This window comes from Paenibacillus sp. LT-B23 (genome assembly GCF_059417685.1).
The window spans coordinates 1-12,385 of sequence record NZ_JBSQBM010000014.1 but is presented as its reverse complement, the minus strand read 5'-3'; the positions used below and the strand labels follow the sequence as shown (position 1 = coordinate 12,385).

The window sequence follows — 12,385 nt, the reverse complement described above, 5'->3', positions numbered from 1 at the left end:
TAAAAATACATAGAAGGATAAACGTGCCAATGCAAGCAAGCTTCACTTATCTCCGGTTTATCAACGAGCATACATATGGAAAAGCAGCAGCCTTCCCTTTCGGGGAGACTGCTGCTGTAAGCGTAAGCTATAAAGTTACAGGTTTCTTCTGGTATCTGTGTACGCATCTGTCCGGGTATCCGCTACCGTATCATCATACGTTCTGTAACGATCCGCATTCAGAGAACGGTTGGTGCGGAAAATATCATACACATCCCTGTGATGATCAGCAGAATCCACCAGCACTAAAATCTTGCCCTGATCGACGTAGGTCTCGTATTGACGCGCATCATCTTCCGGAATGCCCAGCCCGACCAGTCCACCGACCAAGCCACCTGCTCCCGCTCCGACAGCCGCTCCGGTAAGGGTAGCCGCGATAGGTCCAGCAGCAAGAATAGGTCCGATGCCCGGAATAGCCAAGGCCCCTATGCCTGCCAGCAAACCAGCGACCCCGCCTACAACACCGCCTGTAGCCGCGCCTGTCGCCACACCCTCCGGTGCTTTGGTGCCTGTCTCTTCACTAATCGTCCTCAGCTCGTCACGGTCACGTGTGATGACAGAAATTTCACTGCTTGGAATACCTCTGCTTTGCAATTGTCCAATCGCACGAGATGCTTCTTGCTCTGTATCAAAAACACCGACAATTTTCTTTTCGTTATAATCGTTTAAGTTATTAGCCATGGTAGTTACCTCCCAATATTTTGGTGTTGAGTGGTTCGTCCTTCATTACCCCGCTGTTCTGACGTTTAAACGATTTTACGAAAATTCAAAAAGCCGATGAACGAAAACAGAGCTTCATTTCAAACCAAAAATTCACATAAAAAAGCTGCTGTTCAACGCTTGGGCTTCGTTCTGTTGGTCGCCACAGCTTCCAGTGGATCATCCGGCCAATAATGCTTGGGATATCTGCCCTTTAGATCCTTTTTGACCTCAAAATAAGCCTCGCTCCAGAAGCTGGACAAGTCGGAGGTCACTTGCACAGGTCGCTGCGCAGGTGACAGCAGATGCAGCACGATTGGCACGCGTCCGCGTCCAATACGCGGCGTATCACGCATACCAAACAACTCTTGTAACCGCACCGCCAGCGCAGGCGCCTCGGGATTCGTATAATCGACAGGAATACGGGAACCGCTGGGCACACGGATATGCGTCGGCGCTTCCTGCTCAAGCTGCTGTCGTTGTTCCCAATTCAGTCTGCCCAGCAGCAATGCAGCACCGTCCAGCCGTTGCAGATCGGATACATTTTTGGCTCCAAGGACAAAAGGCAGCAGCCACGAGTCCAGTGAATCCAGCAACGCTGGCTCGGTGCTGTCTGGCCAATCCTCGGGTGCCGAGAAGTGCATAAAAATCAAACGCGCCTGCAACTGGAGGGTTTGCCGATTCCAGGACAGCAGCTTTAGACCGCGTTCACGGACACCCTGCATCAAGGCGGCAGCGATTTCCTCTGTCGGAGGATGCTCATAGGACGTTTCCTTTAAAACGAGCGAGCCCAATTGTAATACCTTACGGGCTCTTACTGCTGACGTTGAGCTGTCCCAGTATACGTTCGCTTTCTCCAGCAGCAATTCGCTGCAATGCTCGATCAGCTCTTGCAGTTCAATCGGTGCCGCCAGCTGAATGGCACCGTCCGCTCCCTCGTCGTCCACTTCGGCGGCGACGAGATAGGACGAACGCGACATCCACTCCACTTGTCGGAGTCGCGCACCCCGGCCGCCGCTAAGCAGAAAGCGGCCATCTCCCCGGCCCTGCGCGATCCGGTCCGGATACGCAAAGGCCAGCAGCAGCCCGCAGGCCCCGGAGCCGTCAGGCTCGTCCTGCCCTGCGGCTGCTTTCGGCAGCGTAGCAAGTAGCTGCCGACTCTCCTGCACGATACGGCGAATTACCGTATCGTCTGCCGCCCGCAGCAGACTGTGCGTGCTGCGGGCGTGAGCCGCCTCGCGCAGGGCGTCCAGCCGCGGGCGCAAATCCGTTCCGCCATGGGCGCGGAACGGGTCCCGCTCTTGCAGCAGCGCAGCGAGGCGGCTGGCGGTCGGCGCCAGGCCGAGAGCGGCCGCGCGAAGCAGCATGTGCCCGAGGCGCGGGTGCGCGCCCAGGGCGGACACCTCGCACCCGTGCGCGGTGATGCCGCCTGCCGTGCCATCGGCTGCGGCATCCAGGCAGCCGAGCTGGCGCAGCAGGCCTGTCGCCTGGCGGTACGCCGCCTCAGGCGGGGCATCCAGCCAGCCCAGCTCGGCTGGCTCACGGACGCCCCAGGCGGCCAGCTCCAGCGCGAGCGTGGCCAGATCTGCCGCCGCGATTTCCGGGCGGCTGGCATCGGGGAGCGCGGCATGTTCCTGCGCGCTCCACAGCCGATAGCACACGCCCGGCTGAAGGCGGCCCGCCCGACCGCGCCGCTGATCGGCGGAAGCCTTGGACACCTTAACGGTGGTCAAACGGCTCATGCCGGTTCGCGCGGAAAATACGGATTCCCGCGACAAGCCGCTATCTATCACTACCGTAATCCCGGCTATCGTCAAGCTGGACTCGGCAATAGAGGTTGCCAATACGACCTTACGGCTACCCAAAGCCGACGGTCGTATCGCCTCATCCTGCTGCTCCAGCTTCATACTGCCGTACAGCGGAATAACCTTGACGTGTGCAGGCAAATTCCTTGACGCCAGCTCACGTTCTGTTCTATGAATTTCTCTGGCCCCTGGGAGAAATACCAGCAGATCGCCTTCATGAGCATGAAGGGCCTTGTCTACCGTCTCTGCCGTAAAGGACTCTAATGGGGTCGATGAAGGCTTGGACAAATGAAACGTCTCTACCGGAAATACCGTGCCGGGACATTCCAGCAATGGAGCGTCCCCCAATAGACGGCATACAGGCTCAGCCTCCAGTGTCGCGGACATGATCAATATTTTTAAATCAGGCCGCAACAGTGCCTGACTTTGCAGCGCAAGCGCCAAGCCCAAATCTGCATGCAGGCTACGTTCATGAAACTCATCAAAAATGATCAGGCCGATCCCCTCCAACGCCTGATCATTTTGCAGCATCCGGATCAGCACGCCCTCCGTAACCACTTCAATCCGCGTATTCGGCCCTACTTTTGTATCCATGCGAACCCGGTAGCCCACCGTCTGCCCGGTTTGTTCTCCCAGCGCTTTCGCCATTTGCGCCGCTGCTGCACGTGCCGCCAAGCGCCTTGGCTCCAGCATCAATATTTTTTGCCCCGCCAGCCACGGCTCGTGCAGCAGTTCCAGCGGCGTAACCGTCGTCTTGCCCGCGCCCGGCTGTGCAATCAATACGGCAGCCGGATGGGATTGAAACGCATTTTTAAGCTCGGGTATAATTTGAATAATAGGCAGTTGTCTATCTGTCAATGAAATCTCTCCAATGATACGCGGATGCGTAGAATCTAAGTGTTGTTTCTATCTGAGTAACGAATTTGCTTTATTATTGTGAATTTTTCACTACCTGTAATTATTATAGCTTGAATGGCGAACGTTAAGTTTGCCTAATTGTGGCTTGTTCCTGACCTACAGTGCTTTATTCTGAATCTATTATACAGATATTTTACTTTTCCGTCCGACCGCCACTGGTAGGGCAAATGAATCCGTGTCCGCTTCTGTACATGCCGGGATGCACTCGCGACATTATCGTTTTATAATATGAATAATATGGTTTCGCAGAAAAAGGGATATAGAAACGAGGTAACTTTCGTATGGAACTACAGGCCAAACCCATCAGAGGGCGGTTTGCCCCAACACCATCGGGATGGATACACCTAGGAAACGCCCGCACCGCATTATTATCATGGCTTCATGTTCGTTCCATGGGCGGAACCTATGTTTTGCGTATGGAGGACATTGATATGACCCGGGCTCGCGACCAGTTGGCTCAAGGAATTATGGAAGATTTGCGCTGGATCGGACTGGAATGGGATGAAGGTCCAGATGTGGGTGGTCCCTACGGCCCCTACACCCAAAGTCAACGGTTGGAACGCTACCAATCCGCGCTGGACAAACTACATGGGCAGGATTTGCTGTATCCCTGTTTTTGCAGCCGGGCAGACATTTTGGCCGCTGCCCGTGCTCCACACGGACTGTCTGGTGAAGGACCAGCTTATTCGGGGGTGTGCCGCAACCTTAGCCGTCAAGAAGCCGTATCCAAGGCACAGCACAAAACGCCTTCACTTCGCTTCAAAGTGCCGCAAGACCCTGACAGCGTTATTACGTTTCATGATCAGGTAGCAGGCCATGTTGCCTTCGGCGCTGCGGAGGGAGGCGATTTTATCGTCAAACGGGCAGATGGGATGTTTTCTTATCAGCTTGCCGTCATTGTTGATGATGCTGATATGCACATTACCGACGTGCTGCGAGGATATGATCTTCTGGATTCCACTCCCCGCCAGCTATTGCTATACAAAGCTCTGGGCTTGCAGCCGCCACGTTTCGCACACGTTCCTCTCGTCTTGGGACCAGACGGAAGGCGGTTGGCCAAACGGCACGGCGGAGTGGCACTCCGGGCAATGCGTCGACAGGGGATAACATCGGAAACTGTAATTGGCTGGCTCGCCTATTTTTCCGGACTGCTGGATTCCCCAGAGCCTGTGAAGGCGGCTGATTTGATAAACGGCTTCCGCCTGGACAAGCTGCCCAAGGAGCCAGTTATTCTTACAAAGCAATTCCTCAAGAAACTATCTGCACTGCAACGTTAATGGGGTGAATCAGGAAGCTAATGATGTGGGCAAGGTCATCTGCCTTCGCTCCCCTGCCTCTATTCCTCCAACCGCTTACGCACAGTCGGCTCATATTCATAAAATACAGACGAAGTATTCAGCCCTCTTTCCTCCAGCAGCATACGAAGACGAAGCGATTTTTCAGTCAGCTTGCGACTAATGCGCTGTTGCTCTCCCGCCTCACGACAAGCATGGAGCAAATCGCGTAGCTGGACGCACTCCTTCTGCAATTGAAGCTCCTCCGGTAAAATGCCCGCATTTTTCAGCAGCTTGTACGACATACGCAGCTCCTCTGGCACATGTGATAAATCCTCAATAACCAGCGGCTTGCCTGCTCCTGCCAGATTATCAAACTCGCCTTTCGCCATCGCTTCGGCAATTTTTTGCTCGGCCATTCTGGAGAACATTCCCATAGGTCAACTCAACTCCTGTATAAACATATGTACAACCATATTGGATCATAAAAATGGGGTCTTTCGTCACTGTAGCATAAATCTCTAGAAGATGTCCTGCATTCATGGGGAAAAGAGGGGAGGGATTACTCTTCTATTCCAAGCAATTGGGATACTTGTGTTCTATGTTTCTTGGCCCTACGTGTTCCGTGAATGAGATTGGACAATCGGCTAGGTGGTATATGATATGTCTCACAAAATGTTTTCTGGTCAATTTGTTTCTCGACCAGTTTCTGTTTGATCTGCCATCCAAAAGGGGTTACAGCATTGCGTTTATTCAACTTTATTACCTCCAGGTTAAGTTTTGCTCTAATTATCAGTCCGTTAAGATTTTGATTTGCACGTTTGGTATTGATTCAAAAGATCATCCAGTTTCTTGGATTGTTCAATCACTTTGGGATGCGTTAAAAATCCGTATTTTTTCTGGACTTGGTACAGTCTTTTTCTCGCCCGCTCGACACGAAGTAAAGTCACACCTTGATTCATCATCAGCATGATTCCCCCTTCTGTGTCATATCCTAATGGAAAACGTCAGTTTTTGGACTTTTTAAAAATACGCTCAACAAAAAAAGTGCTTCTGGAACATTCCAGAGGCACTTTTTGGCGGTTTATGTTTATTTTCAGTTCTATCCAAGTTGCTCAGAGATAAACTTCCAACCAAGAACACCTGCCAGCCGTAAGGTTAATGAGTTTTGTTGGTTATTCTTCTGTTTAAGCGCCTCCATGTTGACCATAAAGCTAAATACTATGGTGGTGGTTAAGGGCTTGATCCGGCACGCTAAGAATGCGAGCTAAGCGATTTGAAGTAACATTTTTCTTACATTGTCTATTCAGACTTCTTTAAGAATATTTACATGAAGCTTTTGGAATCTAGCACTGAAAAAGTTAGATGACTATTAATAATAAAATAATCTTTCTTTTTGCCCTTCACTAACTAAACTTTCATACTTTACATAAGACTTAACGTCTGCAAATTGTTTGAACTGCTCAAATAATTTTATACATCTAATGAAAAAAGATTCTTTGTTATTGGCTAATGATTTAGATAAAACGTCTAGCAGGTACTTGAAGCCATAAGGGTAATTGCCTCTGTTCAAGTAGTATTTAGCAAGTTCATATTTAAAGCGTGTTGTTTGCTCTGGTACTACTTGATGAGTGTACATATTAGCTGATGGTTGTTGATGAATAATAGACTCAATCTCTGTTTCAAAATGCTGGAGTATGTCATTCACATCAACCTGATATCGGTTAGCCGTCATCATAATGTTCAGCAGTTGAGTAACCCTATCTTCTTCAGTTGTTTTTGATGATGCATTGATATATTCAACATAATCGTATAGCACACTTATATCACCGGATAAAAGCTTATTCACGATAGCATTAGCTTGTGACCAATGCTTGAACATGTTGACCCAGTGTTGAGTATTCTCATCCTTCTCCATGACCCAATCCAAATTAGCGTAGGCGTATGTATATTGTAAAGCTTGTTGATAATCGCCTTGGGCTTCACAGACACTTGCACACAGTAGATCAGAATAGGTGATGTACACAAATATAGGTCGACTCAGCCTCTTATCAAGTTCCGCCCCTTTTGGTTTCTTCTGTTGATGCTTCAATGTATATTGAATTTTTGCTTTCTCTCTCATTTTTCTCGCTGTTTCATCCAACCTGTCCCAATTACGCAAAGACCTGTACACGTTAGCCAAATCCTTCAATGCATCAAGCTGGTCTTTTTCATCCAGGCGTTCAACAAAAGGTTCAAACAGAGTAGCTGCTTTGAGATTGCGGCTTTGGTCGTCACCAATTTGGATCGTGAATATACGATACTGACAGACTGCCAAGCGCTCGGAGTGCTGGTACTTCTCCCCTTCTGCTACACTCTCATAGAGCAGCAGTGCGGCAGCATGTTGCCCCTGTGCAAATAATGCTTCTGCAATATCAAATAGTCTGGGAGAGTACAATAACTTGTCCATGATTGCTCCAACCATTCTTCGGATCGCATCCAACTTGTCCAGCTCCGCACAACGATATAACAACGGCTCAATTCGGCGCATATTGGGGGAACGTTCTATAATGTAATTTTCTATGTATAAATCGTAGAAGTAGCCTACTGGTAACCCCATAGCCAAAGTGATTCGGTCAAGCTGCTGTACGGAAACAGGCCGATGCTGAGTGATCCAATTACTAAGCGTTCTTTGATGGACCCCCGAATATTCCGCAAATTGACCCAATGTCATGTCATTTTGTTTCAAATAATCCTCAAACTCCGCCGAAATCGTAGGTGTATGCTTCAAGTCATAACCACCCTTCGCATAAAAATTCCATAATTTTAAAGATCAATTACTATTTTTGTCCAAAAATTAACAACTGTCAACATTTTTTTGCAACTCATACGAAAAAACTACGTTTGGCATAATTTGTCCAGAAAGGACATGGTGGCACAAGCGATAGGAGGGGAGTTTGATCGACCCAAGGAAAAGATTCACACGGGTTTTGAATGCTATTAGAACGCACGTGGGTAAGTGGAGAACAATGAATTGCTGATTAAAAATTTCAACCACGCACTCATATAGAATGCGACCATGGTCCGGGAAAGTAAGATGCCAGCGGTCCTGACGATTTCAATCCACGCACTCATATGGAGTGCGACGGCATGATGAGATTGAAACCCAAGCCTTTACGATATTTCAATCCACGCACTCCATACAGAGTGCGACGAAAAGGCAAGGACAAAACATATCACGAACAAAATAATTTCAATCCACGCACTCCATACAGAGTGCGACCGTCAGACGGATAGGCCGTACTTTTATAGACCTATTTCAATCCACGCACTCCATACAGAGTGCGACTTGGCGAAGCTGGTGGCGTTGTATCTGGTTCTGATTTCAATCCACGCACTCCATACAGAGTGCGACCAGGAACAGGAACAGGATCAGAAACGAGCTTAGGCATTTCAATCCACGCACTCCATACAGAGTGCGACCAATTATATCGTATCCAATCATCACTGTTTCCCTATTTCAATCCACGCACTCCATACAGAGTGCGACTGTACGAGACATACAAACAAATACTTTCATTGGAATTTCAATCCACGCACTCCATACAGAGTGCGACGCAAAGAGATAAAGTCCTGTGCCCTGGATCAACCGATTTCAATCCACGCACTCCATACAGAGTGCGACAGGGTGTCCAAGAAGTTCCCTGCATGGCATATAGGTAATTTCAATCCACGCACTCCATACAGAGTGCGACTAAGCACAGCAGTATTGGGATTGGGAGTGTGGAAATTTCAATCCACGCACTCCATACAGAGTGCGACTGCAATTGGACTTAACCAAGATCAAACTACAGGAATTTCAATCCACGCACTCCATACAGAGTGCGACGAACACCTTGTTCTGATCTTCCAAAGGCACCAAGATTTCAATCCACGCACTCCATACAGAGTGCGACTGCATGGAGGGATTCGGATGGCCTACTAAATGTTAAATTTCAATCCACGCACTCCATACAGAGTGCGACTCACAACGTCCATCCGCTGCTCAAGATACTTCGGATTTCAATCCACGCACTCCATACAGAGTGCGACAGCGAAAAAGGGTCAAAACAAACCTGTTTCAATTCATTTTAGCGTAATTTTGACCATAAGGCATCAAAAAGAGCATGTTCCCTTTATGATACATTCACAAATCATTCACATTCGACAGAATTTCGACAAAATCTGAGGTGCGAAGGACTTGGGGAATTCATGTGAACTTCACATTCGCACTTGAACAAACTCGCTTAAAAAAATTCTTTTTGCTTGGCAACAAGTACTTATAGCGTGAATTGGATAACCCACTATATAGAGCAGTGATTTCATACTTTTTAAACCTATGCACTGAGTTTGCTACACAAAAAGAAGAAGCATACACAGTAATCTCTCACTGGAGATGCTTCTTCTCAACCTCTCATATCTCTCAGCCTAGCTTCATTTCACCTTGGCCAATTCTGCTACCTGTGAAGGAGGAAGCGCCCCTTTGAATATACTAAGTTCATCGATAGCGCCTTTAAAGGCAGGGTCCCACCAGTTAACACCCAAGCTGAACGTTCCTGCTTTGGATGTAAATACGTCTGGAAATCCTTTTCCTGCAAACTGGGGTTTGCCGTTCACGTACACGGATAACCCCCCTTTGTCTACAGTGAAGGCGAGATGTGTCCACTCATTAGTTTTGATTTTCATACCGGTGCTACCGTTATACCAAGATGAGCTACCGGACCAAAGCATCGTGTTGTCTCCCTCGGGACCTTTGGGCAGCAAGCTAATCCAGTGATTACTATCCATAGCTCCGAAAAAAGTGGGGGTATACAGCGTCAGCTCACTCGGATGAACCCACAGGGACACGGAATATGCAGAACTGGATATAATCCCTTGGGGCAGCTTAATTCCAGATTTTCCATCCAACAGGACCGCTTGACCACTTGTACCCTCCGTGTAGGTGACAGTTCCTCCTTCACGATCAATCCGGTCACCGATGACCTCACCATTCGCAAAAGCAGCTTCACTGTCCTCAAGATTATTTTCAAATTTATATTGTGCGGTCAGCGTTGCCATCTCATAAGGAGATACTGTGATTTGAAAGGTTTTGTTCTTACTGCTCTCCCCTTTGGAAATCGTGGCGGTCAGAGTGGCTGATACAGCCTTTTCTCCGATTTCAGGACGTTTAACCTCACCTGTCGCAGAAATGACGCTCGGGTCTGAACTTTTCCAAGTAATCGAGGTTTGCCGACTTCCTTGCTTTGGAAGGGATACATTGGCTACTAACCGACTTGTATCACCAAGGTCCAAATCGCCATATACACTTTCAACCACTGTTGCATCCGTGGAAGGAGCGAACTGACTCCCCCAGGCCATTTCCCCTGTTTTGGATACAACCGTAAATGTCATTACATATTGCTTGGTATAGTCATCCCATTGTCTAATGAAAACTCCGTCATATACGGTGCCTTCCAGCGTCAGTTGAACACTCGCGTCTCCCACCTTACGCCACGTCCCTTGTAGATCACCTGTGACGGTATGATCTGCTTTTAGCTGAATAAACTGCGCTTGCTTGATCGCCGCCGACGTATCACTGCCATGATTGATATACTGATAATCTCCAACGACTTGATCCTCATCCAGCTCTGTAAGAGTCTCACCACCATAACGGTAAGGAGCTACTGCAGGCCAGCCTTCCTGGTTCATGAACATCTGGTGTATGCGCAATTCATGCTTCTCTCCCTGCTGAGGAAAGCGGGTATGAAAGACAACAAACATTTGCCCGTTATCAGGATCGGTATAAGCAGAGTTGTGGCCAGGGGATACGTAGCCATAGCCAATTCCTTCGCCTGGATCACCAATTTTACTGTTGAACAAAAAGTTGCCTATCAGTTTGTTGCCAAAAGCGGCATTCTTGGTGTTAGCAGGTAATACGGCGTTCTGCCCCTTGGCATCCTTATAAGGTCCTGCCGGATTTTTGGAACGGAATAACCTCATGTTATATCCACCGTCCGAGGCAAGTCCGCCATAGGTTACAAATAAATAGTAGTAGCCTGTCTCTTTATTGTATTCAATGTAAGGGCCCTCTCCTGATTCCCCATATCCGCCAGCAATTTTGGTGCCAAAATAACGATCAATCAGCCGACCATCTTTCGTCGTTCCGTCTCGACCTGGATAGATAGGCTTTCCTGTTGCTTTATCCAGCTCTAGTAAAAAAATCCCCCCAGACCATGATCCATATGTCATCCATAAACGCCCTTCTGTATCATAAAAGATAGCTGGATCAATCGCATTCGGAAACATTTTATTTGCGTAAGAACCATCTGCGTTGAACCATCCCGCTCTTGGACCTTGCAGTTTGCCTTGATCAACCAACTGTTGGATCGGCGTGTTGGTCCATTTTTTATCCACTCTGCTGTCCTTGTCGTAGGCAGTCTCTTTCGTAAAGCCGGAATACACAATCGTATCCACATATTGATAAGGACCTTCGATTTGGGGTGCAACAGCAACACCGATCGCGGAACGAATGTAGGTAGAAGACGCACTATAATAAATCATATAGGCCCCTTTTGTCCCATCGTCATTGACATAATGCTCATTCCAAAATACATCCGGCGCCCAGACCGAGAATCCTCCCTTGCTGTCCGAATCATTTTCCCCTGCCCAAGCAAAGGAACCTGCGAGATTCTTCGATAAATCCCCAAAAAGCGTGTTTCCCGGAGTTGTGTAACCGTTTGCAAAAGAAGTCCAGTTTTTAAGATCCTTGCTCTTCGCCGCCGAAATATGTGAACCAAACACATAATAAGTATCGCCGTCTTTGACGATGGAGGGATCATGAACGGATACCTCGGAAAAAGCGGGCGCATCCTGCTCATCCTTCTGCTCAGATAGTGCAGCGGAAGCATCACTCATTCCCAATGAAGACCCTGCAATCATTAGCAATAATGCTAACGTTATTAAAAAACCTCTCTTGATTCCATTTGCTGCAACCCGCCTTTTCATCCTCATCTGCCCCTCTCTGGAATTGGAGTACAGCGATATATATTCTACATTGATCAGTAAATACCTTTATGTTTTTAAGAATCATAAAGGTATTTGTAAAATATATTTTGAGTAGATAAGAGGATTTACGTTGTTTTCTAGTTTGTTTAAAATGGACGCCGTATGTGATAGAAAGGTCGCACTCCATATAGAGTGCGACACTAAATTCTTAAAGCAATGATAATACCATATTTTGATTTCAATCCACGCACTCCATACAGAGTGCGACTTGTTTCCTCTTTCGGCTGCGGTGTCTGTGGTGCCGATTTCAATCCACGCACTCCATACAGAGTGCGACGGAGCTAAGGACCCGGGAGCACTCGGACCAACAGGATTTCAATCCACGCACTCCATACAGAGTGCGACATGATCCTGTGGTACAACGAGGGTATTTTATTTACCAATTTCAATCCACGCACTCCATACAGAGTGCGACTCGAGAGGGAGCAGTCGAGATTGACGACAAAGACATAATTTCAATCCACGCACTCCATACAGAGTGCGACTACGGGCACCGTACCCGGCTGCACACGGGCTGGGTGATTTCAATCCACGCACTCCATACAGAGTGCGACTCAGTGTTTATATTTAAAACTTCTGCGATCATCT

Annotated in this window: 8 protein-coding genes and 2 CRISPR repeat arrays; of the genes, 1 reads left to right on the top strand and 7 read right to left on the bottom strand. The window is 48.1% G+C overall.

The genetic code is table 11. The features are described from left to right. Positions 1 to 135: 135 nt before the first annotated feature. Complete coding sequence (locus ACWXW9_RS17830; RefSeq protein WP_494930484.1) at positions 136 to 720, bottom strand: general stress protein; 585 nt, start codon at positions 718 to 720, stop codon at positions 136 to 138. A 152-nt stretch (positions 721 to 872) separates the two neighbouring features. Next, positions 873 to 3,401, bottom strand: a complete 2,529-nt coding sequence (gene hrpB / locus ACWXW9_RS17825) for an ATP-dependent helicase HrpB (RefSeq protein ID WP_494930483.1) — start codon at positions 3,399 to 3,401, stop codon at positions 873 to 875. Positions 3,402 to 3,742: 341 nt separating this feature from the next. Here hrpB and gluQRS point away from each other — a divergent pair, with 341 nt between their 5' ends. After that, positions 3,743 to 4,738, top strand: a complete 996-nt coding sequence (gluQRS, locus tag ACWXW9_RS17820) for a tRNA glutamyl-Q(34) synthetase GluQRS (protein WP_494930482.1) — start codon at positions 3,743 to 3,745, stop codon at positions 4,736 to 4,738. 59 nt (positions 4,739 to 4,797) lie between these two features. On the opposite strand, the gene ACWXW9_RS17815 is transcribed toward gluQRS, so the two are convergent. From ACWXW9_RS17815 to ACWXW9_RS17795, 5 genes are all read right to left on the bottom strand, one after another. Continuing rightward, the gene (locus ACWXW9_RS17815; RefSeq protein ID WP_494930481.1) at positions 4,798 to 5,172 is read right to left on the bottom strand and encodes a DnaJ family domain-containing protein; all 375 of its coding nucleotides are present in this window, start codon (positions 5,170 to 5,172) and stop codon (positions 4,798 to 4,800) included. 125 nt (positions 5,173 to 5,297) lie between these two features. Next, positions 5,298 to 5,492, bottom strand: a complete 195-nt coding sequence (locus tag ACWXW9_RS17810; protein ID WP_494930480.1) for an XRE family transcriptional regulator — start codon at positions 5,490 to 5,492, stop codon at positions 5,298 to 5,300. A gap of 43 nt (positions 5,493 to 5,535) precedes the next feature. Beyond that, positions 5,536 to 5,697 (bottom strand): aspartyl-phosphate phosphatase Spo0E family protein, encoded by a 162-nt coding sequence (locus ACWXW9_RS17805; protein WP_189338259.1) that lies wholly within the window; start codon positions 5,695 to 5,697, stop codon positions 5,536 to 5,538. 410 nt (positions 5,698 to 6,107) lie between these two features. After that, positions 6,108 to 7,505: a helix-turn-helix domain-containing protein gene (locus ACWXW9_RS17800; protein WP_494930479.1), complete on the bottom strand. Its 1,398-nt coding sequence runs from the start codon at positions 7,503 to 7,505 to the stop codon at positions 6,108 to 6,110. Between the two features lie 390 nt (positions 7,506 to 7,895). Continuing rightward, a CRISPR array of direct repeats spans positions 7,896 to 8,806; the repeat unit is 33 nt; unit sequence ATTTCAATCCACGCACTCCATACAGAGTGCGAC. Positions 8,807 to 9,187: 381 nt separating this feature from the next. Then, the gene (locus ACWXW9_RS17795) at positions 9,188 to 11,737 is read right to left on the bottom strand and encodes a LamG-like jellyroll fold domain-containing protein (RefSeq protein WP_494930478.1); all 2,550 of its coding nucleotides are present in this window, start codon (positions 11,735 to 11,737) and stop codon (positions 9,188 to 9,190) included. 235 nt (positions 11,738 to 11,972) lie between these two features. Then, positions 11,973 to 12,351: direct repeats of the CRISPR family, unit length 33 nt; unit sequence ATTTCAATCCACGCACTCCATACAGAGTGCGAC. Positions 12,352 to 12,385: the final 34 nt, after the last annotated feature.

What these genes read in the sequence shown, in the direction of transcription:
- ACWXW9_RS17830 (WP_494930484.1), bottom strand. Translation starts at nt 720, where the DNA reads ATGGCTAATAACTTAAACGATTATAACGAAAAGAAAATTGTCGGTGTT.
- gluQRS (WP_494930482.1), top strand. Translation starts at nt 3,743, where the DNA reads ATGGAACTACAGGCCAAACCCATCAGAGGGCGGTTTGCCCCAACACCA.
- ACWXW9_RS17815 (WP_494930481.1), bottom strand. Translation starts at nt 5,172, where the DNA reads ATGGGAATGTTCTCCAGAATGGCCGAGCAAAAAATTGCCGAAGCGATG.
- ACWXW9_RS17805 (WP_189338259.1), bottom strand. Translation starts at nt 5,697, where the DNA reads ATGAATCAAGGTGTGACTTTACTTCGTGTCGAGCGGGCGAGAAAAAGA.
- ACWXW9_RS17795 (WP_494930478.1), bottom strand. Translation starts at nt 11,737, where the DNA reads ATGAAAAGGCGGGTTGCAGCAAATGGAATCAAGAGAGGTTTTTTAATA.